16 protein-coding genes are annotated in these 22,934 nt (G+C 71.1%); 9 read left to right on the top strand and 7 right to left on the bottom strand.

From position 1 onward, the window contains the following. Positions 1–562: 562 nt before the first annotated feature. Positions 563–1,636, top strand: a complete 1,074-nt coding sequence (locus tag WMF45_RS29090) for a GDSL-type esterase/lipase family protein (RefSeq protein ID WP_437707977.1) — start codon at positions 563–565, stop codon at positions 1,634–1,636. A 238-nt stretch (positions 1,637–1,874) separates the two neighbouring features. Here the strand turns inward: WMF45_RS29090 and WMF45_RS29095 are convergent, their stop codons facing one another. After that, positions 1,875–4,613 carry a pentapeptide repeat-containing protein gene (locus tag WMF45_RS29095; protein ID WP_437707979.1) on the bottom strand — a complete coding sequence of 913 codons (2,739 nt, stop codon included), beginning with the start codon at positions 4,611–4,613 and terminating at the stop codon, positions 1,875–1,877. Positions 4,614–4,735: 122 nt separating this feature from the next. Here WMF45_RS29095 and WMF45_RS29100 point away from each other — a divergent pair, with 122 nt between their 5' ends. Then, the gene (locus WMF45_RS29100; RefSeq protein ID WP_437707981.1) at positions 4,736–5,584 is read left to right on the top strand and encodes a hypothetical protein; all 849 of its coding nucleotides are present in this window, start codon (positions 4,736–4,738) and stop codon (positions 5,582–5,584) included. 87 nt (positions 5,585–5,671) lie between these two features. On the opposite strand, the gene WMF45_RS29105 is transcribed toward WMF45_RS29100, so the two are convergent. Next, on the bottom strand, positions 5,672–6,436 hold the full coding sequence (locus WMF45_RS29105; protein ID WP_437707983.1) for an SDR family oxidoreductase: 765 nt from the start codon (positions 6,434–6,436) through the stop codon (positions 5,672–5,674). Between the two features lie 194 nt (positions 6,437–6,630). Between WMF45_RS29105 and WMF45_RS29110 the strand changes: the two genes are divergently transcribed. The 3 genes from WMF45_RS29110 to WMF45_RS29120 all read left to right on the top strand — a co-directional run bounded on the left by WMF45_RS29110 (position 6,631) and on the right by WMF45_RS29120 (position 8,563). Beyond that, positions 6,631–7,566 carry a LysR family transcriptional regulator gene (locus WMF45_RS29110; protein ID WP_437707985.1) on the top strand — a complete coding sequence of 312 codons (936 nt, stop codon included), beginning with the start codon at positions 6,631–6,633 and terminating at the stop codon, positions 7,564–7,566. A 34-nt stretch (positions 7,567–7,600) separates the two neighbouring features. Then, entirely contained in the window at positions 7,601–7,753 is a 153-nt protein-coding gene (locus WMF45_RS29115) for a hypothetical protein (RefSeq protein ID WP_437707987.1), read from the top strand. A gap of 258 nt (positions 7,754–8,011) precedes the next feature. Further along, positions 8,012–8,563, top strand: a complete 552-nt coding sequence (locus WMF45_RS29120) for a DUF1993 domain-containing protein (protein WP_437707989.1) — start codon at positions 8,012–8,014, stop codon at positions 8,561–8,563. A gap of 178 nt (positions 8,564–8,741) precedes the next feature. Here the strand turns inward: WMF45_RS29120 and WMF45_RS29125 are convergent, their stop codons facing one another. Next, entirely contained in the window at positions 8,742–9,602 is an 861-nt protein-coding gene (locus WMF45_RS29125) for a hypothetical protein (protein WP_437707991.1), read from the bottom strand. A gap of 571 nt (positions 9,603–10,173) precedes the next feature. Here WMF45_RS29125 and WMF45_RS29130 point away from each other — a divergent pair. After that, positions 10,174–14,403 (top strand): TOMM system kinase/cyclase fusion protein, encoded by a 4,230-nt coding sequence (locus WMF45_RS29130; RefSeq protein WP_437707993.1) that lies wholly within the window; start codon positions 10,174–10,176, stop codon positions 14,401–14,403. Positions 14,404–14,554: 151 nt separating this feature from the next. Beyond that, positions 14,555–15,004 (top strand): BMA_0021/BMA_0022 family TOMM bacteriocin, encoded by a 450-nt coding sequence (locus tag WMF45_RS29135; RefSeq protein ID WP_437707995.1) that lies wholly within the window; start codon positions 14,555–14,557, stop codon positions 15,002–15,004. A 1-nt stretch (position 15,005) separates the two neighbouring features. On the opposite strand, the gene WMF45_RS29140 is transcribed toward WMF45_RS29135, so the two are convergent. Next, positions 15,006–16,178 carry an amidohydrolase family protein gene (locus WMF45_RS29140; protein ID WP_437707997.1) on the bottom strand — a complete coding sequence of 391 codons (1,173 nt, stop codon included), beginning with the start codon at positions 16,176–16,178 and terminating at the stop codon, positions 15,006–15,008. 145 nt (positions 16,179–16,323) lie between these two features. Here WMF45_RS29140 and WMF45_RS29145 point away from each other — a divergent pair, with 145 nt between their 5' ends. Then, on the top strand, positions 16,324–16,620 hold the full coding sequence (locus WMF45_RS29145) for a hypothetical protein (protein ID WP_437707999.1): 297 nt from the start codon (positions 16,324–16,326) through the stop codon (positions 16,618–16,620). Positions 16,621–16,636: 16 nt separating this feature from the next. Further along, complete coding sequence (locus WMF45_RS29150; RefSeq protein ID WP_437708001.1) at positions 16,637–18,496, top strand: sigma 54-interacting transcriptional regulator; 1,860 nt, start codon at positions 16,637–16,639, stop codon at positions 18,494–18,496. Between the two features lie 18 nt (positions 18,497–18,514). Here WMF45_RS29150 and WMF45_RS29155 read toward each other — a convergent pair whose 3' ends face one another. The 3 genes from WMF45_RS29155 to WMF45_RS29165 form a co-directional block, all read right to left on the bottom strand. Further along, positions 18,515–20,008 (bottom strand): flavin monoamine oxidase family protein, encoded by a 1,494-nt coding sequence (locus tag WMF45_RS29155; protein ID WP_437708003.1) that lies wholly within the window; start codon positions 20,006–20,008, stop codon positions 18,515–18,517. A gap of 65 nt (positions 20,009–20,073) precedes the next feature. Continuing rightward, entirely contained in the window at positions 20,074–21,522 is a 1,449-nt protein-coding gene (locus WMF45_RS29160; protein ID WP_437708005.1) for a hypothetical protein, read from the bottom strand. 498 nt (positions 21,523–22,020) lie between these two features. Then, positions 22,021–22,818, bottom strand: a complete 798-nt coding sequence (locus WMF45_RS29165; protein ID WP_437708007.1) for a sensor histidine kinase — start codon at positions 22,816–22,818, stop codon at positions 22,021–22,023. Between the last annotated feature and the right edge of the window lie 116 nt (positions 22,819–22,934).

Below are 22,934 nucleotides of genomic sequence, written 5' to 3' on the forward strand. Positions count from 1 at the left end.
TCCGTTCAAGGGATTTCCGTCCACCCTCCGCATCATGCTCCTTGCGCTGCGCTGCCCTGCATCACCGTGATTGCCCTGGTCGCACATCCAGCTGGCCAATCCGTCGCCGGACATCGCCGTGTGTCGTGAACGAACCGCCGCGGGTCTGCTCTCCACGAGCATGGCGTCGGTGCGGCGGGTGGACAGGCGGGCGCGCTCGCGCCGGCGCTCGCGTCGGCCTCGATTCTGCCACTGCTTCAGATTTACGATGGGCGTGCACAGGAGCGCACCCCGGCGCGCAGATCCGAAAAAAAACGCCTGTCCGTGATTGGTTGGGAGCCGTTCCCGACACAGTGACGCGAGCCGTGCTCGCCCCCCGTCACCCCCGCCGCTCGCCTCGCCGGCGTTGCCTTGCCGCTCGCGGCGCGCCCTGCGCCCGCAGCGGCGCGCGCCCGTCGTGCCGCCGGCCCGGCACCTCGACCGAGCGTGCCCTGGCGGCCTGCGGGACCGGGAGGCGAAGGGCCAGCGCCATCCGGCGTGGATGGGCTGATGCTCGTGTCGTGACTGGAGGAAAGGCATGTTCATGGACTGGAACGTTCGATCGGCCGTGCGCGCGCGCGGCCGGATGCTTGCCCGGGTGTCCTGCCTCGCGCTGCTCACCGCCGCCTGCTCCCCTGATCCGGAGATGGCCGCGAGCGGCGCCGGCGGAGGCGGGGGGACGGGCGGCGCGGGCGGGAGCTCGCAACCGGAAGTGAGCAGCTCGAGCGCGAGCGCGGGCAGCACCGCGACCTCGGCGGGCTCCACGGGAGGCGCGGGGGCCGGGGGCGACGCGCCCGCCGGCTCCGGAGGCTCGGCGGGATCTGCCGGTGGGCCGAGCGGCAGCGGCGGCGCGGGCGACGGGGGCGCGGGCGGCGCGGGGCCGCTCCAGGACATCACGATCTGGATCGCGGGGGACTCGACGGTCGCCAACGGGCAGACCCCCTGCCCGGCCGGCTGGGGCGGCCAGCTCGCGGCGCTCTTCGACGACCGGGTCACCGTGGTGAACAGCGCCGTCGGCGGCCGCAGCGTGCGGACGTGGCTCTACAACGTGCAGACCACCATGGATAGCGCGGGAGAGTGCGAGCTCGCGCGCGACGCGAGCGGCGAGCCCGTGCTGCAGGCCAGGTGGGTCCAGATGCTCGAAGGCATGAAGCGGGGCGATTACCTGTTCATCCAGTTCGGCATCAACGACGGCTCGCGCACGTGCGATCGGCACGTGGGGCTCGACGCCTTCAAGTCGAGCTACGGGATGATGGCCCGCGCCGCGGAGGAGCGAGGCACCCAGCCCGTGTTCGTGACCCCCGTGAGCGCGATCTCCTGCAGCGGGAGCACGGCCCGGGGGACGCGCGGCGGCTATGTGACCGCGACCCACGAGGCGGGCAAGGAGTACGGCGTGCCGGTGATCGATCTGCACGAGCTCAGCATTGCGCTCTACAACTCCCTGGGCTTCTGCCCTGTCCCCGGGGGCGACGTGAGCGCGACGACGAGCGGCCCCGTCGGCGAGTTCTTCTGCGATGATCACACGCACTTCTCGCGCTCCGGCGCGGAGCAGATGGCGAAGGTCATGGCCGGCGCCGTCCGCGATCAGAAGCTCGGCCTGGCCGCGTACCTCGATTGATCCCCTCCGGCGCGCGCCGGCCAGAGCCGCGCCGCCCTCGCGGCGCGGGCCCCCTCGGAACCCGACGAATCCCCTCATTCTGTTGTTGGCACTTCAGCGAGAAGAAGAAATTGAACAGGGAGGCGGGGAGACAGGGAGATTGGTGGGATCTTACTCCCCGCCTCCTCGCCTCCCTGTGAATTTCCCCGAAGCATTCGAGGGGATAATTCAGCCTGTGTATCGCCGGAAGTGAAGGCTGCTACGGGCGTTTGGAGCCCTGCGGGAGCTTGGCCCCGTCGAGCTTGGCGCCGTCGAGCTTGGCGCCAGTGAGCTTCGCGTACTGCAGGTCCGCGTCGCGAAGGTCGGCGCCGCGGAGGTCGGCGCCGTCGAACTCGGCGCCCGTGAACCCGGCGCCGGCCAACTTCGCCTCGCGGAGGTCGGCGTTCGAGAAGACGACGCGGCCGCAGCGAGCGCCTTCGAGATCCGCCCCGCGGAGGTCGGCGCCGCGGAAGACGCAGTCGTAGAGATCGACCCCTTCGAGGCGCGCGTTCGAGAACTTCGCCTCTTCGAACGGGATCACCATGAGGTGCGCCTTTCGCAGGTCGGCTCCCGTGAGATCGATGCCCGAGAGCTGCACGAACCCGCCGCTCGACGTGCGCCAGCGCGACCGCCAGCGGTTCCAGCGCTCGATGCCGTCCTTGACCTCACCTCGCAGCATCGCGCGCGACTCTTCGAACGTAGGAAGCAGCATCTCGATGAGCTTCTTCTCGCTCAGCTTGATGACCTTGTCGCCCTTGGCGATGCGCGCGTCGATCTCGGTCTCCGCCTTCGACGGGACGTGCTTCACGTACGGAATGCGCGCGCCGACGAAGTGCGTCGCGTCCTTCGCCTTCTTCGCGACCGCGCCGCCGAGCTCGATCAGCATGTCTTCGCGGAACTCGCGCGACGTGCGCACATCCATCGCCGAGCTCTGGAATCTGCCTGCGTAGAGGATGCAACTCCCGGCGAGGCGCTCCTCGAACATGCCCTGCGGCTGCTTCTCCGCCAGCGGGGTGAAGCCGAGGTCGAAGGGAGTGACACGCTCCTTCGTGCCTTCGATCGCGCGGATGGCGAGGTTGCCGTGCCCGTCGATGTACGCGATCTCGGTCCCGTCCTCGGAGGCGGTGAGCGGGAGGATCTCGAAGCCGTGGAGCTCGACGTCCTCCGGAGCCTCGGGCTCGTCGAGCCATTGGCCCGTCTCGGCGTCGGCCGTCCTCGTACGGCCCGCGGAGTCGACGACGACCGCGCGGGCATCGTCGACGAACGCGACCTGCCCGAGGCGCTTGTCTGGATGGGAGAGGGTAGCTGTCACCTCACCCGAACGCGGATCGATGAAGACGAGCGCGCTGTCCGACGAATGATTGCTGATGTCACGATCGATGCTGACGGCGATCCATCCGACGCGCGAGACGGCGACGCCGCCGCAGTACTCGGGCGCGCCGCTCTCCAGCTCGATCGAATGGACGGGTGTCTCCGGATCGTCGAGCCGCCAGATCCGGACCAGGTCGGACACCGAAACGGCCCAGGTGTCGTCGGACCCGAACGTGCAGGCCGACACCTTGGCGTCGTGCGAGAGCGTCGCGGTGCGGACGCCGCGCGCACGGTCCCAGAGCTCGACATTCGACCCGACGGGGAGCATCACTGTCTTTCCGTCGCGCGAGACCGCCACAACGCCCCGGGGAGAGATCGCGTCGTTCGCGAAGATCGCCTCGCCCTTGTCGGTGATCTCGCGCACGACGACGGCGTTTTCGGGCTCGACGAGGAGCAGCTCACCCTGCGGGAGGTTCGCGAGCGCCGCGGGGCCCCTCGCGCGCCGCTCGCTGACCGTGCCGTCGGTCCTTCGCCAAGACCAGATCCCCGACGAGCCGGCAACGACGACGCGCTCGCGGCTCAGCGCGATCGCGTGTGGCGCGTCGATCCCGAGCTCGCTCGAAGCCGGCTCACCGTCCGAGGTCCAGACGCCGATGCCAGACGCCGTCGAGCCTGCGGCGAGCCACTTCCCGTCGCGCGAGAGCGCCATCGCGGGGCCCTGGCCGTACGCGTGGTGGCGAGGCGTGCGGACGCGACGGATCTCCGCGCCGCTGCGTTTCCACCAGCGAAAATAGCGATCGTTGCCTTGCGAGACCACCGTCTCGCCGTCGGCCAGGAACGCGAGCCAGCGACAGCCGGCCGGCCCCCCGTCCTGCTCGCCCGAGCCATGATCTTCCTGGAAGCGATGCGAGCCCAGGAGGCGGACGGGCTCGAGCGATGCGCCGTCCCAGAGGTGGACGTCGCCTTGTCCATGGCCGCCGGCGAGCACGCTGCCTTCGGGTGAGAACGCGAGTACGAGGATCTTGGAGCTCTTTCGCTGGGCGAGCTCCTTCTTCGACTTGCGATCGAAGACGCGGACGACGCCCTTCTGTCCGCCGGTCGCGAACGTCGCTCCGTCGGGTGAGAAGGCGAACGCGAAGATCTCGCCCGCGGGCTCGCTCAGGTCGTGAAGTCGTTTGCCGGTACGCGCGTCGAAGACGCTGGCGACGGAGTCTCCGCCGTAGGTCGCGACGATCGCACCGTCGGCGCTCACGGTCGCGAAGGCGAATTTCCTCGTCGCCTTCTCTCCGAGCTTCCACGAGAGCTCGCCGTCCTGGCCGAGGCGCGCGAGGGATCCACGCGCCCAGAGGAGAAGGTCGCCGTCGGGCAACGCGAAGACACCAGTGAAGCAACCGGTCACTGTCTGCTCGTCGAGGGCACGACCGTCGTCGACGGCGAAACGATGCACCTTGGTGCGCTTCTCGCCCGTCACGAGGGCCACGAGCGTCCTGGAGTCCGGAGAAAAATCGAGACCAGTGAAGTTGCCGGGCGCGTTGAAGCGGGTGGCGCCGAAGACCTGTCGGATCATCGAACCGAATCTTATTCGGATCCGTTGCCTTTCCGCGCTCCATCGATCGTCATTCTCGGACGTGCGAGCCGGCGGGCGCACGTGGGGTGACCATCAGGGCTCGACAGGCGTCGATGTCGCGGCCGAGCCCACCGCGATCGAGGACGAAGCGGCATTCGGGCGACCAGCTACCGGTCCGGCCGCGGATCGAGTACTTGATCTCGGTGACGCGCCATCTGCTCAGCCTCTCCGCGCTGCTCTCCGGTCTTGTCCTCGCCGGATGCAATGCGATCTCGGGCATCGGCAGCCTGACCTTCGACGGCGTGGGCGCGAGCGGAGGAGGCGGCGCCCCGCCTGGCGACGGGGGTGGCGGGTCGGGCGGCGACGGCGGTGAGGCGGGCGGCGGCGGTGAGGCCGGCAGCGCGGGCGGCGGCGGTGAGGCGGGCGGCGGCGGTGAGGTGGGCGGCGCGGGCGGCGGCGGCGAGTGCGACGGGGAGCCGTGCCCGGCGCCGACAGGCGTCGACGTCGTGGAGCAGACCTACACCGAGCTGCGCGGCAGCCCCGGTACGGCTACCCCTGCCATGGACCGGTGCCCGGAGAGCCAGGTGCTCCTCGGGTTTCGAGGGTCCCTGGGACCGCTCGGGGAGACGCTCATCCATGCCAAGATCCAGGCGCAGTGCGGCCACCTGGAGCTGACGGGAGACGGCCCCTACACAATCACCATGATGCCCGGCGACGTGACCCCTTTTCGGGGCAGCGAGGGCACCGAGCCCTGGGAGATGGTGTGCCCGGAGAACGAGGTGGTGGTGGGCTTCAGCGGTTGGTCTGGCAGGTACCTCGATCTCCTCTTCATCGCTTGTGCGCCGCTCGTCGTGACGGGACCTCCCGGCGATCTCCGCGTCGAGCTCGGCGCCGTCAGGTGGCCGGACGGCGTGGGCGGCGACGGCGGCAGCGAGTTCCCGGACACCTTCTGCGGTGCAGACCAGGTCGCGAACCTCGTTCAGACCGTCGTCGAGGGCGGAGCCATCGGCGCGTTCGGCCTGGGCTGCACGACGCCCTCGCTCACGTACTGACCTGCCGGCGCTTGCGCCGGGGGCGCGCTCGCCCCGGTTCACGTCGGTCCGGCGGGGCTCGCCCCGACTCCCCCTCGCGTCCTCGGGTCAGGTGCGCGTGATGGAGAGGCCGCCGTCGACCAGCGCGGCCGTCCCGGTGACGAAGGAGGCGTCGTCCGAGGCGAGGTAGAGCACGGAGCGGGCCACCTCCTCCGGGGTCGCGACGCGCTTGAGGGCGTGGAGGCTCGTGACGAACGCCTGCGACTCCTTCGAGCTGTTCGCCTCGTGGTACATCGCGGTGTCGACGGCGCCCGGTAGGATCGCGTTGACCCGCACGCCTTGCGGCCCGAACTCGGCGGCGAGGGCCTGCGTCAAGCCGATCAGGCCGGACTTGCTCGCGGCGTACGCGGCGGTGCCCGGGAACGCGACGGTGTAGCCGACGAAGGTCGAGGTGAAGATGACCGACCCTCCGCCGTGCTTCAGCATCGCGGGGATCTGGTGCTTGGCGCCGAGGAACGCGCCGGTGAGGTTCACGGCGAGGGTGTCGCGAAAGCCGGCCTCGGAGACCCCGGTGCTGGGGCCCCCCTCGCCCAGGACGCCCGCGTTGTTGAAGGCGATATCGAGCTTGCCGAACTTCTCTGTCGCCCGCGCCACGAGGGCCTTGGCGTAGTCTTCCGAGCGCACGTCGCCGGCCAGCGCGGCGGCGCGCCCGCCGCTCTTCTCGATCTCGTTCACCAGGCGTGCGAGCTCGCTCTCGCGCCGCGCCCCGAGGATGACCTTCGCCCCCTCGGCGGCGAAGAGCTTGGCGGTGGCCTCGCCGATACCAGCGCTTGCGCCCGTGATGATAGCCACCTTGTCTTGCAAACGTCCCATGATCCTTCTCTCCTGTCCGGCGCGCGGCGTCCCAGGGGCCGAGTGACAGACGGTCAGCGTTGCTGCTCGAAAGAGGGGAGAGGGCGCCGCCACCAGCCAGCGCGTCAGCCCCTCTGACAGGCGAGAGGGTAGAGCGCGGCGCGCGTTCGCAGTAGGCTCCCGTCGGTGGAACTGGATTTCGGAAACGCCGAACGATGAAGCTCGAGGGCATCGCGACGTTCGTGGCCGTCGCCGAGGCGCGATCGCTCAGCGAGGCGGCGCGGCGCCTGCGCCTGTCGAAGTCCGTCGTCAGCGAGCGCCTGGCCGAGATCGAGAAGAGCGTGGGCGCGAGCCTCATCCACCGCACCACGCGCAAGCTGTCGCTCACCGAAGATGGGGCGGCGTTCCTGGAGCGGGCGGTCCGGATCGTCCGCGAGGTCGAGGACGCGACCGCCGATCTCGCCGCGCGGCGCGGCACGCTGGCGGGCCCCCTCCGGCTGTCGGCGCCGGTGACCTTCGGGCGCATGCACCTCGGCCCGGCGCTCTACCCCTTCCTTTTACAGCACCCGAGGATCGAGCTGACGCTCGATCTGGATGACCGCCGCGTGGACGCTGCCGCCGCCGGCCACGACGCGGTGGTGCGGCACGGGCCCATCGTCGACTCACGCCTCGTGGTCTGGCGCCTTGCGCCGAGCGAGCGCTTCCTCGTCGCTTCGCCGGATTACCTGGCGCGCCACGGCGCGCCGGCGTCCATCGCCGAGCTGGAGAAGCATCGGGGCATCTTCTACACGAACCGCGGCATCGCCGACTGGCGCTTCCCGGGGCCGGACGGCGCCGTGCTCGTGCGGGCGCGCGTCGGCCTCCGCGTCAACAACGGCGACATGATGCGGGACGCCGCCGTCGCCGGCCTCGGCGTCGCTCTTCTGCCGATGTTCATCGTGGGCGCGGCGCTCAGGGCAGGTGAGCTGCGCGTCATCGACGTCGGCGCCCAGCCCGAGCCCGAGTTCATCTTCATCGCGCACACGGAGGGGCGGCGCCCCTCGGCCAAGCTCCGCGCGCTCGCCGACCATCTCGTCACCGCCTTCGGGAAGCCGCCGTACTGGGATGAAGACGTGGAAGGGAAGAAGGGCTCCTCCGCGAAGCCGAAATGAACCCGGGAGGCTGACGGCTCTTCCGCCCTCCCGCGTGCGGCTCGCAACCCACGAAGCGCTCGGCGCCGCGCACCTGCGGGGCCTGCTGCGCGACCGCTCGTGGATGTTCGTCGACGTGCGGCGCGGCGCCGCGCGCTCCGCGCCGAGCAGCTCGAAGCGCTTGCGAATGACGACGACGACGACGTGAAGCTCGAGCTCGCGAAGCGACCCGAATGTCCCGAAGCGTGGCTACGCCGATGGTGCCGTGGCCCGAGCGAATGGTTCGCGTCGCGCGGTGTTCATGCATCCAGGCGTGACGCCGGACATCCTCGCCACCGCGAGCGCCCGGGGGGCGCCCGGACAGGGTACTCTGGGCGCCGCCGGGCTTCGGCTGCACGACCTGCGTGCACGCCGACGCGAGCGCGGCCGAGAGGCCGCCGACCGACCGAGACCCAAGGAGACGCCCATGACCATCGCCCTGCACAGCCTGACGACCGGGACCTTCGTGCCCTTCCTGCGCAACCTCTCCGCCCTGTTCGACAAGGCAGCGGCGCAGGGCCACGACGGTGCTGCGCTCGCCCAGATCCGGCTCGCCCCCGATATGCTGCCGCTCTCGATGCAGGTGCGCTTCGTCTGCGACCAGGCCCGCTTCGGCGTCGCGCGGCTCGTGGGCGAGGAGCCGCCGGCGGTGGCCGAGGCCGACGCCGACGCCGACCTCGCCGGCTTCAAGGCCCGGATCGAGCGCACCATCGCCTACGTCGAGTCCGTCGCGGCCGACCGCTACCGGGGCGCGGAGACGCGCACGATCGCCTTTCCGCTGACGACCGACCTGTCGGTGGAGTTCACAGGCGAGCAGTTCCTGCGCGACTTTGCGTTCCCCAACTTCTATTTCCACCTGGTCACGGCCTACGACATCCTGCGCAACCAGGGTGTCCAGATCGGCAAAGCCGACTACATGGCCCACATCGGCTACGCGCTGCGCGGCACCCCGCCTGCCGACGGAAGCGGACGGCAGTAACCATCAACGGTCGCCCCTCCGGCGGACGCACAAGGAGGCGCCCCCCTGTGCCACCGGCGCGATACCGAGGGTCGCATCGTCGGCGTCGAGGGCTCGATCGTGGGCCCGTTGACGCTCAACAAGGCTCCGGCAGCGAGTCCACGCGTCGTCACGCCCTCCGAAAATCCCGGGGCATCCGTCAGAACCCGATGTCCTCGCGGATGGCGACAACGATCTTGCAGTGGTTCACGAGATCGTCCGTCGTCTTGACCTCGGTCGTGTAGTTGAGACCGTACGGCCAGAAGTGCTGCGTGTCCGCGTGCACGACGTCGCTCTCGTTGCCCGTGATGGCCCTGAGCTGGCGCGTCGCCGCCTCGCCCGTGAAGACGCCGTCCACCACCAGCGCGCCGAACTCGCGGCTGCCGACCCCCAGGGTGTGACCGATCTCGTGCATCGCGGTGATGTAGTTCATGGAGCTCGTCGCGCCGAACCGGATGGACCCATTGACGTTGCCGTCGGCCGTCGCGACCGACGGCACGTAGGACACCGACAGGCGCTTCTCGATGCTCGTTTGACAGTTGTAGTGCGACAGCGCCTCATCCATCGCGCTCGTGATCTTGTCGTACGCAGACTGCTGCTCCGCCGTCGGCGAGGCGACCTTCGCGAGCGTATAGGTGATTCCCCCCGTCCCCGGGCAGCCGCCGCCCGCGCCGCCGTCACCCGCGCCGCCGGCCCCCGCTTCGCCCGCGCCCGCGCCGCCGTCACCCGCGCCGCCGGTGCCCGCTTCGCCTGCGCCCGCGCCACCGGTGCCCGCGCCGCCGGTGCCTGCTTCGCCCGCGCCCGCGCCGCCGCTTCCGGAGGCGCTACCGCCCGTTCCGCCGTCTCCGCCTCCGCCGGTCGCGCCGCTCCCCGAGGTCTGTCCGCTGGAAGCCGCGGCGCCGCCGCTCCCGCTGGCGACACTGCCGGCGTCCGCGGGGCTGTCACCCGAGCCCCCGCACGCGACCGGACCAGCCGCCGCGAGCGCGAGCAGAACGATGTGGGTCGCCAGTTGCCTCAGCATGTTTCGTGCTCCTTCCACAAAGGATTGAAAAGCATTGAATCGTCGCTCACCGCACAAGGAACGCTCTCGGCTCCCGCGCGCGGCGAGCGCCGACGAAGTCCGCGTCACCGCCCTCTCACCGGCCGTGCCAGAGGTCAACTCGCCGCTGTTCACCGCGACTTGCTCGGTCGCCGCGACAGCAGCCACGATAAAAGATTGTAGCTGGATCGAACGCACAGGCGGAGCTCGGCCGCCGCCCCGCGAGCGTCGAGCCCGCGCACGCCTGCCCGGCTCCCTGAAGCCGATCCCCACGGAGCCGGCACGGAGCCGACCGGGCGCGAGCGTCTTCCGGGGTTTCTTCGCCGAAGGCGCCGGAACCAGGTCGGCATCGACGGACGTCGAAGGAGGTCCACCCTATATGAACCAACGTGAGCAGCGAGGTCGGCCGTGGACAAGGTGTGCTGACGAGATCGACAGCCGCTCTGTCCAGACGCTTCATCGATGAGGCGGGACGACCGGCGCAGCGCGCCGCCCTTGCCGGATCACGCCGGCTCCCCCTGTCGCGCCGGGCCGCCCGGCGGAGGGAGATGGGATGAGCCACAGCGCCATCGCCTCGGGCGCCGTGTTCCAGGAGCGCTACGAGATCGTCTCCGCGCTGCGCGAGAGCGGCTTCGCCGACGTCTACAAGGGGCGTCAGCTCGCCACCGGACAGCCGGTGGCCATCAAGGTCATGCACCCGATCCGGGGCAGCAAGTCCGCCGACGCCGCGCGGCGCTGCGCCCGCTTCCACCAGGAGGCGCGGTTCTGCGCGCAGCTCCACCACCCCAACATCGTCCGGCTCATCGACGCCGGACAGACGGACGACGGCACCCTCTACACCATCTTCGAGTTCGTGCCCGGCCAGAACCTGGCGGAGGTGCTGGCCGAAGAGATCGCCCTCGATCCGCGCGAGGCGCGGTACCTGATGCTCCAGGTCCTCGACGCCCTCGGCTGCGCCCACGGGCAGAACGTCGTCCACCGCGACCTCAAGCCCAGCAACATCATGATCGTCTCGACCGGCGCGCGGCGGAACGCGCTGGTGCTCGACTTCGGCATCGGCGCGGTCATCGCCGGGGCCATGGAGGGCGTGGATCCCAAGCTCACCCCGAGCAACGAGATCCTCTGCACGCCCGCCTACGCGGCGCCGGAGCAGCTCCTCGGACAGCCGGTGAGCGTGCGTTCGGACCTGTACGCCTGGGGGCTCGTCTTCCTCGAGTGCCTCACCGGCAAGCCGTCGATCACCGGCAGATCGCTGCAAGAGGTGCTCTTCCGGCAGGCCAGCCCCGAGCCGATCCCGATCCCCCCGGCGCTGCTCGGGCACCCGCTCGGCGCCCTGCTCCGGCGCGCGACCCTCAAGGACATGGCCGCGCGCGTCGTCACGGCCTCGAGCCTGCTGCGCGAGCTCGAGGCCTGCGACGTGGACGCGCTGAGCCGCGAGGACCTCGTCGATCCCGCGCGAGCGCCGCGCTCGCCGCCGGCCCCGACCCGAGGCGCGGAGGACGCGAGCCCGTGGCGCCGCGTCGCGAGCGAGACGGCGCCGCTCGACGCGCCCTCGCGGGAGCCCCGCGCGCTGCCGAGCGACCACGCGGCGGCCGAGACGATGCCGTCTCCGGCCACGCCCCGGCGCGTGGACGCGCCGGCTCCGCCGGAGCCAGAGGCACAGGCGCTGGAGCGACCCGACGGCGAGCGGCGGCCCCTCACCGTCGTCTGCTGCACCTTCACGGCCTCGGGCCCGGGGCTGAAGACCACCGACGTCGAGGAGATCGACGATCTGCTCGACGAGCAACAGGACGCCTGCGCCGAGATCGCCCGCCGCCACCGGGGGCGCTTCGCCGGCGCGCTCGGGGATCAGGTCCTCTTGCACTTCGGCTATCCCTCCGCGCAGGAGGACGACGCCCGGCGCGCCGCCCGCGCGGCGCTGGAGGTCGTGGCGGACGTGAAGGCGCGCAGCGCGCAGCTCACGGCGGCGCGGGGCGTGGCGCTCGAGGTCCGGATCGGGCTCCACACCGGCCTCGTGGTCGCCGGCCAGCTCCACCGGTACACACAGCACCTCGGGACGACACCGCAGATCGCGGCCCGGCTGAGCGCGGCCGCGGCGCCGGGCACGGTCGTGGTCAGCGGCGAGACCTTCAGGCTCCTCCGGAGCCGGTTCGCGCTCGATCCGATGGCGCCGCCCGATCTCTCGTCCGTCGCGCGCCCGCCCGCGATCTACCGCATGGGGCAGGAGATCCCTCCCCCGGCCCAGGACCAGGACATCGCCGGCCGCGACACCGAGCCGCTGATCGGGAGGAGCCAGGAGCTCGATCTCTTGCTCCAGCGCTGGGGGCAGGTCCGGCAGGGCATCGGGCAGAGCATCCTCGTCACCGGCGGCCCCGGGATCGGCAAGTCGCGCCTCACCGGGGAGCTCGCCCGGCGGCTCCGCGGCGAGCGGCACAGCTGCCTGGAGTGCCGCTGCGTGCCCGATCAGCGGAGCAGCGCGCTCTACCCGTTGATCGAGCTCCTGGAGCGGTTGATCGAGACGGGCCGGGACGACGCGCCGGGGCGCCGCCTCGCCCGGCTCGATGCGCTCCTCTCGCGCCGCGGCTTCGACCTTTCGGAGATGGTGCCGCTGCTGGCGGCGCTGCTGTCGATCCCCCTGGACGGGCGCTACGCCGCCCCGCTGGACCCGCCGCCGCGGCAGAAGGAGCGGACGCTCAACGTGCTCGTGACGATGCTCTTCGACATGGCCGAGGAGCAGCCCGTCCTGTTCATGGTCGAGGACCTGCAGTGGGCCGATCCGACGACCCTCGAGTGGCTCGGCGTGATGATCGCCGACGTGCCCTCGGCGCGGCTGATGGCGGTCTTCACCGCGCGGCCCGAGTTCTCGCCGCCCTGGTCGATGTCGAGCATGCTCCAGATCCAGCTGAGCCGCCTGGATCGGTCGGACGTCGAGCACCTGGTTGCGCGCCTCGCCGGCGGCCGCGCCCTGCCTGGGCCCGTGCTGGCGCAGGTGGTCGACCGGACCGACGGCGTCCCGCTCTACGTCGAGGAGCTGACGCGGATGGTGCTCGAGTCCGGGGCGCTCGTGGAGGAGGAGGACCACTACCGCCTCGCCGAGCCGCTCTCGGCGCTCGCGATCCCGACGACGCTGCGGGGCCTCCTCGTGGCGCGCCTCGACCGGCTCGGCAGGGCCAAGGAGACGGCCCGCATCGCCGCGGCGCTCGGCCGGGAGTTCTGCCAGGACGTGCTGTGCGCCGTGTCCGCGCTCGACGGGGAGCAGGTCCAGGAGGACCTCGATCGGCTGATGGCCGCGGATCTCATCCACAGGAAGCGGCGGCTGAACAACCCGACGTACCAGTTCAAGCACGTGCTCATCCGGGACGCGGCCTACGAGTCGCTCTCGAAGCGGAGCCGGCGGAGGGTGCACGCGATCATCGCCCGGACGCTCGAGGCGCGCTTCCCCGAGATCGTCGCGGCGCGGCCCAACCTGCTCGCGCACCACCACGCGGCGGCCGAGCAGCTGGAGCGGGCGATCGCGTACGCGGAGATCGCGGCGGAGCGCGCCCTGAAGCGGCCCGCGAACGCCGACGACACCGAGGCGATCGTCCACGTGACGCAGGCGCTCGGCTGGCTGTCGGCGATCGCGGACGCGCGGGAGCGCGCGCTGGCGGAGCTGCGCCTGAGCAGCCTGCTGATCCTGGCGCTCGTACGCCGGCGCGGGTACATGCCGAGGGAGCTCGAGGCGGCGGTCCACCGCTGCGAGGAGCTGAGCGACGAGCTCGGGGAGAGCTCGATGACCCCGCCGACGCTGTGGGCGATGTTCTGGTATCACCACATGCGGAGCCATCGCCCCGAGGCGCGGGCAATAGCAGAGCGGTGGCTCGATCTGGCCAGGCGGTCGCAGGACGCCGCGCAGCTGGTCTCGTCGATGGTGCTGCTGGGACAGTGCTCGTTCTTCGAAGGAAAGCTCTCAGAGGCCCGCCAGCAACTCGATAACGGCATCGCGCTCTACGACCCTCAGGCACATCGGGAACACGCATTCTTCTCCGGCGTCGACGTCAAGGTGTGGGCCCAGTACACGCTCGCGGTGGTGCTCTACCTGATGGGCTGTCCAGCGCAGGCGCTCACCCACGCGCAGGCCGCGGTGGCGTGGGCGCGCGAGCTCGATCACCTGAACAGCCTCGGGATGGCGCTGCTCCACCTGGCCGGCGTCTACCACTATGCCCGCGAACGGGAGCAGGTCTCCGCGACGATCGACGCCCTCCTCCAGCTGACGGAGCATCATCAGCTCTGGGTCACGGCGCACTGCTGGGCCCTGCGCTGCTGGACGCAGCGAGACCTCGAGCAGCTGAGACAGCACGTCGAGACGATCCGGGACGGCGGCCAGCAGAGCGGCCTGCCGTACTGGCTCTCTCTCGTGGCAGAGCTCGAGGCCGAGCGCGGGCAACACGAGGCCGCGGTGGAACAGCTCGCGGGTTGCCTGCGGCTCGCCGAGGAGTCGGGGGACGTGTACTACGTCGCGGAGCTCTACCGCCTGAAGGGGGTGTCTCTTCACGCCTTGGGCGCCGACGCGGATCAGGAGAGCGAGCGGTGCTTGCGGCGATCGATCGCTGTCGCGCGGGAGCAGGGCGCGAGGACATTCGAGCTGCGCTCGACGCTGGCGCTCTGCCAGATGCTCGTGCAGCAGGCCCGGCGCGACGAGGCGCGCCCCCTGCTCAGGCAGCTGACCGACTGGCCTGTGGAGTGCGCCGATCTTCCCGATTTTGCCAAGGCGCGAGCGCTGCTCCAGGAAGTGACCGATTGATCTGCCGCGGCGGCACCTCGGTCGCTTTCAGCGCATTTGGATCTGCATTTATTTGCATTGGATGCGCGAAGGGCTCGACGGAGCGCGGCGCCGGTTCAATGAGCTCCATATCCCATGCCAGGGCCTGCGGCTCCGGCGATTGGAGGTGGCCATGTTTTCCCATCAATCATCCAAGTACATGTCCAGGATCGCGGAAGCCGACGGCGCTCCCGCGCATCTCGACGAGGAGGCGCGCCCCCTGCACGAGCGAGGAGCGATGGAGGAAGGGCTCCTGGAGCTGGAAGGAGCCTGGTTGCGCGCCGTCGCGCTCTGCTGGGAAGATCCGACGCAGCGCGATCGGTTGAAGAGCGACCCGCGGGGATACTTGATGGCTCGCTGCGGCTATGCGTTGCCGCCCGGGATCGAGCTCACCATCCGCGAGGCGCGGGAGCCAGGCTCGCCGGGCGGCGACGCGCTGCGCTTCTGCGAGCAGCGCAGCGGCTGGGACCCCTCGGCGGGCGCCATCACGCTCTGTATCCCACCAGCGCCGGAGCTGGAGGATCAGCCCGTCGCGCTGGCCGAGCTCACGAGCGATCCCGGCTCGTCTTGCATCATCTGCTGAGTCAACCCTCGACGCCGTAGAAGCTGGCGGCGTTGTCCCAGAGGATCTTGCGGAGGCTCTCGCCGGGGAGCTTGCGGCGGAGCGCGAGCGCCCGCTCCACCATGCCTGCGTCGTGATCGATGTGGGGGAAGTCCGTCCCGAAGATCGCCCTGTCCTCGCCGAGCCATGGGATCGCCTGCTCCAGGCACGGCTCGTCCGGCTCGATCTCGATGAAGCACTGGCGGCGGAAGTACGCGGACGGCTCGCGGCGGACGTGCGGCGCGACCTCCTCGGCCAGGCCCCGGTACTCGATCTCGTCGAGGCGCCAGAGCCAGTAGGGCAGCCACCCGCAGCCGGCCTCGAGGAAGGCCACCCGCAGGCCGGGGTGGCGCTCGAGCACGCCGCCCTCGATCAGCGCGAGCAAGGCCATCATCTGCTCCATCGGGTGCGAGCAGGCGTGCAGGGCGAAGCGGCTGCGGAAGCGATCGGCGCCGGCCGCCGGCAAGGAGGCGTGCGTGCCCTCATGGATGGCGACAGCGATCGAGCGCCGCTCGCACTCGGCCCAGAACGCCTCATAAGCAGGGTCGCCCAGCGTCCGCCCCGCGACGGGGTTCGGCCGGAGCACGACGGCGCGGAAGCCGAGCGCGGCCGCGCGCGCGAGCTCAGGCACCATCTGCGCCGGATCGTGCGGGCTCATCAGGGCCACGCCCCGGAGGCGCGAGGGGTCGTGATCGCAGAAGCCCCGTAGCCATGTGTTGTACGCCCTGGCGAGCGCGCTCGCGAGCGTGGGATCCAGCGGGGTCATGCCGAGGAGCGCCAGCGCGAGCGTCGGGTAGAGGAACGCCACGTCGATGCCCTCGCGATCCATGTCGTCGAGCTGCGCTCGCGGCTGCTCGAGCGGCCCGAGCGACGCGAGCGCCCCGAGCCGCCGGCGGCCGGCGGCGGCGATCGCGCGCCAGGTCCGCGCGCTCATCCTGTCATGGACCGGCCGGCCATCCACCATCGGCTGCGGGGGGAGCCGGAGCAGCCCCTCCGGCCCGAGGTGCGCCACGCGGTCGGCCAGGGGCTCGCCGTCACCGGCATACGCAAGGTACGGGGCGTGAGCGCGGAGCTCCGGCTCGAGGTGGGTCTTCCACAGAGAGAGCGGTTCGATCACGTGACGATCCGCGTCGAGGATGCGATAGCCGTCGCGCACGGGACATCTCCTCTTCTGCCGGTGCAGGCCCCGGCCGCCCTCGCGCCGAGCTGCGCCTCGCTGAAATGGTGCAGGGCGTCCGGAGGGATGCCGTCGCCGCCGAGCTCGGCCAGGCGCGCGCGACGAGCCCGGTCGACGGGCTCACGTGGCGGAGGACGGTCTCCTTGTCACCAGCGAGCTCGACGCCCAGGTGGTGCTTGAATTGCAAGGTGCGCCGGGTGCATTGGACGCGTTGGAGGCGCGGAGTGCGTGGGATGCGCTTCATGAACACCGGACCCTGATGGACAAGCTGGTGCGTCGCCGCCCGCCGGAGACGCCCGTGCTGGTGCGCAATTCAGCGTCAGCGAGCGCCTGCCTGGAGCGCGGGCGGGCGGGCTCGCCGGCGCAGGCCGCGGGATCGCGCGGACGCGCCGCCCGCGAGCCCGGGGGCGAGGTCGTGTGAGAAGGGGGTGAGCAGCGTGGCAGTCATTCGCGAGACGGACATCGGCCCGGAGACAACGCCGCTGTCCAGCAGCTTCATCGATGCGATCCAGGGTGTCAGGCAGGACGATCGACGCGTCGCCCTGCTCGTCTACCACCGCGACGGCGCCGAGCGCGCCGTGCTGAGCCCGGGCGTGCCGGTCGTGATCGGCCGGGCGCCGCCGTCGCAGGTCCAGATCGGCGACGTCAGCCTCTCGCGCGAGCACGCCCGCTTCACCCAGTCCGGCGACAAGGTCGTCATCGAGGATCTGCGCTCGACCAACGGCACCTGGCTCGGCGGCGAGCGCATCACGCGAGGCGAGGTGAAGCCGGGCGAGGAGGTGATCCTCGGCAAGGTGGTCGTCGCCGTCCGCTCGATCACGGCGGCCGAGGACGAGCTGCCAGGGCTGATGAGCCACGAGCAGCTCCGCGTCGCCCTCGAGGAGGAGGTGAAGCGCGCGCGGTACTTCGGGCGGAGCTTCGCCGTCGTGATGGCCCGGGTCGCCCGCCAGCCCGGCGCCCACGTGAGCCACCTGTTCCCGCGCGTGCGGGCGCTGCTGCGCCCCGTGGACCGGATCGCGCTCTACAGCTCGGACGTGGTGGCGGCGCTGCTGCTCGAGGCCGGGGCCGAGGTGGCGCTCGACGTGGCGCGCGCGCTCGCCGCGCCGCCCGGGGGCGGGTCGCCCGTCGTGCTCGCGGGGTTCGCGACGTTCCCCGACGCGGGGACCGTGGCGGAGGAGCTGCTCGATCGGTGCTGGAGCGCCGTGCGCAGCGCGACGGTGGAGCAGCCGGTGCGCTCGGCGCCGGGCGGGACATGGAAGAGCAGCCCGGGCGCCTGCAACTTCGAGCCGGTCGTCGTGAGCTCCGCGATGCGCCGCGTCTTCGAGATCGTCAAGCGGGTCTCGCGCTCGTCGATCCCGGTCCTCTTGCTGGGCGAGACGGGGACGGGCAAGGAGGTCGTGGCGCGGGCGATCCACGACAGCGGCCCGCGGAGCGGCAAGCCGATGGTGTGCGTCAACTGCGGGGCGATCCCGCAGCAGCTCGTCGAGAGCACGCTCTTCGGCCACGAGCGCGGCGCGTTCACCGGCGCGTGGCAGCAGCAGCGAGGGGTGTTCGAGGCGGCGGACGGCGGGACGGTCTTCCTCGACGAGATCGGCGAGCTGCCGGCCGCGGTGCAGGCCGCGCTCCTGCGCGTCCTCGAGACGCGGCAGGTGACCCGCGTCGGCTCGAACAAGCCGATCGACGTCGACGCGCGCGTCGTCGCGGCGACCCACCGCGACGTCGAGGCGATGTGCGCGTCCGGCGCGTTCCGCAGCGATCTGTTCTACCGCCTGAACACGATGACGATGACGATCCCGCCGCTCCGGGCGCGCCCGGAGGACATCGAGCCGCTCGCGCTGCGCTTCCTCGACCAGGCGAACCAGGCGAACGGCCGGTCGATCCGCGGCTTCGACGCCGAGTCGCTCGCGCGGCTCCGGGCGTACTCCTGGCCTGGGAACGCGCGGGAGCTGCGGAACGCGATCGAGCGGGCCGTGGTCATCGCCGAGGGCGAGTGGATCGCCGAGGAGGATCTGCCGGAGCGCGCCCGGGCGGCGCCCTCCTCCGAGCCGGCGGCGGAGGCGGAGAAGGAGCTGCCGTACCAGGTCGGAGAGCTCACCGCCGCGGCCCCGGGCGGGGACTACCTGAAGACGCGGCTACAGCGCTGCGAGGCCGAGCTGATCGTCGAGGCGCTCCGCAAGGCGAGCGGGAACCAGACGGAGGCGGCGCGCGCGCTGGGCATGCCGCTGCGCACGCTCGTGTACAAGCTCAAGGCGCACGGCATCAAGCGGCTCGGGTACGCGCCCCCCCGGGATCCGTAGCGCGCGCCGCATCGACGATCAGGGCACGGTCTGGAGCGCGCTCTCGGCCGAGCGGAGCGCGCCCTCGATCCCTTGATAATCGCAGTAGGCCTCGCCACAGACATGGACGCTGCCGACAGGCGCGTCGCTGCCGGGGAGGTCGAACGCCCTCAGCCTCTCGAGGACCTCCCACGATCTGACGCCTGGCCGCCAGGTATGGGCCCCCGCCCCGTAGGGCTCCCGGCTCCAGTCCCGGATGGCCCAGGTCGTCACGGTGCCGGCGGCGCGCTGCCGCCCGTCCGGGTCCTGGAGATCCACGCCGAGGTATTTCAGGAGCTGCCGCTTCAGCGCCTCGCTGCCGTCGATCTCCGCACGATCGTGGGCCTCGCCCTGGACATAGACCTTCCAGAACTCCGTGGCCGGTCGATCGGTGTAGAGCATGATCATGCCCTTGCCGTCGCTCTCGCGGTAGGTGGTGTGGACCTCCCTGGCGGGCATCAGCGACGCGTTCCTGTGGGGCGGCGTGCGCGCCGTCCACCACGGCGCGTCCGTGACCAGGAAGCACTTGAGGAGCGGAAACCCGAAGACCGCGTCGAGATCCCGCTGGATCTCCCGGGAGAAGCAGCCGGCGAGCCGCATCAGGGGGCTGCGGGGCAAGGCGAGGATCACGTGCTTCGCGACGGCCTCCACCGTCTCCGCGCCGCGGGCGAACTGCAGGCGGATCTTCCCTCCTTCCGCTGCCGCGAGCGACGTGAGCGCGTGGCGAAGGTGGATGGCGACCTGCTCGGGGCGCCGCTCGAGCTCCCGCACCAGGGCGAGGGGTAGCGCCCGGGAGCCGCCTTCGATGCTGACGAGCGAGCCGTCCCCCTCCCCCTCGCTGGACAGCGCGCGAAGCCAGAAGACGATCCAGTCCATGGCGTTGGGGTTCTCCGGGATCAGGTGGAAGAACGTGCCCTGATCCCGGATCGCGAGCACGGCCCCGTGGCTGAGGACGTCGCTCAGCGCGTTCCAGAACCCCTGTTCGTAGAGGAAGTCGCCTCCCAGCCTGGCGCCGCGGCGCATGCTGGCATAGTCGTCCTCCGCGAGGCGCCTCAGCCATTCCCTGTGCTTCTCGTCCCTGGGGTCGTCCGGGTTGCCAGGGCTCGCCCACGGGGTGTCCTTCAAGATCCTCAGGATACCGAGCTTCATCAGCTCGAGCGTCGTGTGGGGGCGATGAGCGGGTCCGGCCTCGTCGGGGGCGAGGGAGAACCGCGGCCCCTGGACGGGCTCGGCCGCATACGGGGTGAACGGCCTGGTCTTCAGGCCGAGCTCGTCGAGCAGCCCCATCAGCAGGCGCTGCCGGCGCTTCTCGAAGCGCATGGGGCCGCACTCGGCGAGGAAACCATCGAGGTCGACCGTCTCGATCCGGCCCCCGAAGCGCTCCGAGGCTTCGAAGAGCCCGACGGTGCGGCCAGGGTCCCGCCGGGCGAGGCGAAGGCTGCAGTAGAGGCCGGTGATGCCGGCGCCGACCACGATCGTATCGAACTCTTGCACGCGGATCCTCCTCGGTTCCTGGACAGGGGGTGAGGCCGGCGCCCCCGCCGGCCTCCGCGGCGCCGTCACGCGGCTGCCCGCTCGGCACAGGCGCCGCCCATCTCCGCACCTTCCTGCGTCGTTTCATAGAACAGGAAGCGCCCGGTGGTCGCCTCGCAGACGGCCTGCCAGCCGCGCATCCGACCGACGACATCGAACGAGAGCCCCCAGCGAGGCGTCTCGTCGATCACGCGCACGCCGAGGGCGTGCATCGGCAGGAGGGCGACCGGCGCCAGGGCATGGAAGACGCTGAGGGCGGGCCGCGGACAGCCGGGCTTGGCGTGGACGCTCGCGCGGAGGTAACTCGCGCTCGAGAAGCCGAGCCCGTCGACAACCCGCTCGATCAGGCCGAGGCCCCGGATGCCATGATGGTTGATGGCCATGTAGAGGGGCGTCACCTCGTCCGTCGCCGCCTGGAAGGCTCTGGCCTGGGCGGCGAGCCCGGTGGGGATCCCGTCCGGGTGCCCGGCCACGGCGGCATAGAACAGCACCGCTTCGTCCTCGTCGGAGAGGCCGCAGTCCTTGATGAACATCAGCGATCTCGACTGGGCGGCGGCCGCCTCCCTCACCGCTTCATCCTCCGCGATCGAGGCGACCACCTCCGCGGCGCTGCGCTCGACGACGCTGGCCCAGTCCGCGGGAAGGTACGCGAGGGTATCGGCGACGATCACTTCGTCACGGACGCCGAGGCGGGGTAGATCGCGCCAGAGCTGCTCGAGGTGGCTCCGGACCTCGTCCGCGCAGAAGCCCATGTCGCGGGTGTGAAGGCACGTATCCGGCACGACCACCACGTGGGCGCCGCCAGGGTGGAACTCGCGCAGGACGCGCGCCAGCGCCGCTCGCATCTTGATGCCGAGGAACTCGGCGAAATCGGGCCCCCGACCGAACCTGCCTGTCTTGAGCGGCACTGGCACCTTGCCGCCGCCCTCCGGCATGGCCAGCACGATGGGCTCACCCGTCCGCACGATCCGCTCGAGCCTGGCGTCGAACTCGGCCATGTCGCGCGGGCACTCGAACCGCGTCTTGCTGGTCTGGATCGAGGCCTTCTTGATGATGGCCTTGAGCTGGGCGGCCCTGTCGCCGTGTCGGGCCCCTGCCTTTCGCAAGCAGTCCTCGAAAGGCCGGATCGCCTGATCGAGCTCGCCGAGGAAGACGTCGATCTCGGCAGGGCCGGCGGAGCGGACCGAGGCCGCAGGTAGCCTGCTGCCGGACAGCACGCGCTGCTTCGCGGCGAGGAGCTCCGGCGCCTTCGCGAGGCCGGCGGCCGGCTGGGTCACGGCGCTCTGGTAGCGAGGGACGGCGGCGCCGCCGGAAGCCGCCCTCTCCCCGTCGAGCTCCGCGAGGCCGGCGGGTCGCGCGCTCATGGAATGACGCGCGTTGTGAGCCTCGGTGTTCTTCGCAGCCTCCGAGACGATGGTGGGGTGACCTTTGCCGAGCACAATGCTGATGAGGTCGCTGGTCGCTTCGATCTTCATGGTTCTCCCTGCGACGCGGGCGCCACGACGACGCCCCATCGATCGATCGGCTCCGCTTCGATCGAGCATTCGTCGAACGCGGATTGCCTGTCTGGCCCTAGCTCTCACGTGAGCCAGAGCACACCTCGTGCCGGCCGCGCCCGCGCAGATTCACGGGGATATCGGCGCGCTGGCCGCGCGAGCGGGGATGAGCGCGCGGACCGCTACACGATCGAGCAATGGATTGCGTGCCAGGGAGGGCGCGCCCCGCTGTCGACGGGTGATGGCGTCCTCGGCGAGGCGGGAGATCAGGAGATCTCGCGGCGAGCGAGCAAGTCGCGCGGGCGCGTGCCTGCGCTGCGGACCGCGCGAGGCGGCGGGCGGCGGGCGCGCCGCGCGCGGCCGGTGAGCTCACGTCGATGGTGGGGGATGCGCGGCGCCTCGCGGTGTGGGCGGGCGCTTGGCGAGGGGATGGGGACGATGATGGCGTGTGGGCGGGCGTCGCAGGGAGCGACGGTGTCAGGGGGCGAGCGAGATGGCGGCCCGACTGACGGGCTCGGGCTCGAGGGGGAGCTCGACCAGGAACGTCGAGCCGCAGCCCGGCGAGCTCTCCACGCCGATGGTTCCGCCGTGAGCGCGCACGATCTCGCGCGCGATGTAGAGCCCGAGCCCGAGGCCGCCGAAGTGCACAACGCCGCCCGCGCGCTCGAAGCACCTGAAGATGCGGGCCTGGTCCTCCTCCGCGATGCCCGCGCCTCGATCGCGGACGAGGAGCTCCGCTCCGCCGGGACAGGCCTTCACCTCGATGGATATCGGCCGGCCCGCGCCGAACTGGATGGCGTTCTTGACGAGATGAAACACGAGGCGTCCCATCTGCTGGCGGTCCCAGCGGCCGACGATGCCCTCCGGCGCGTCGATGGAGAGCGTGGAGGACGGGGAGCGGAGCTCCACCGGGAGCCCGGCGATCACCTCCTGGACGAGCGCGCCGAGATCGACGGTCTCGCGCTCGGGATCGAGCGGGCCCGATCGGAGCCGGATCGCCTGGAGCATGTCATCGCAGAGCCGGGTGAGCCGGTTGACCTGCCGGCCGACGACCTCGAGCGAGGCGACCCACGTTGACCCGTCCTCCGCCCGCTGCTCGCTCAGCCTCTTCATCCGCTGCACCTGCAAGTTGAGCGAGGTCAGCGGCGTCAGGAGCTCGTGCGACGCGAGCGTGAGGAACTCGTCCCGAACACTGGCGCCTGCGTCGGGCTCGCAGCCGCGGGCGGGCCGGCGAGCTTCGGGGGTTCCAGTCAGAGGGGCGTTCGAGACGGACATGGTTCAACTCCCGTTGGAGAGTGGATGGACTTTCGCGATCGCGTCCGAAGCATCGGCGATGCCACGCGTCATCGCCCTGGGAGAAGCGCGGTTTCCGCAGCACTGCGCGCAGGATC

Origin of the sequence: Sorangium sp. So ce448, assembly GCF_051520915.1 — a bacterium.
Taxonomy (GTDB): Bacteria; Myxococcota_A; Polyangia; order Polyangiales; family Polyangiaceae; genus Sorangium; species Sorangium cellulosum_B.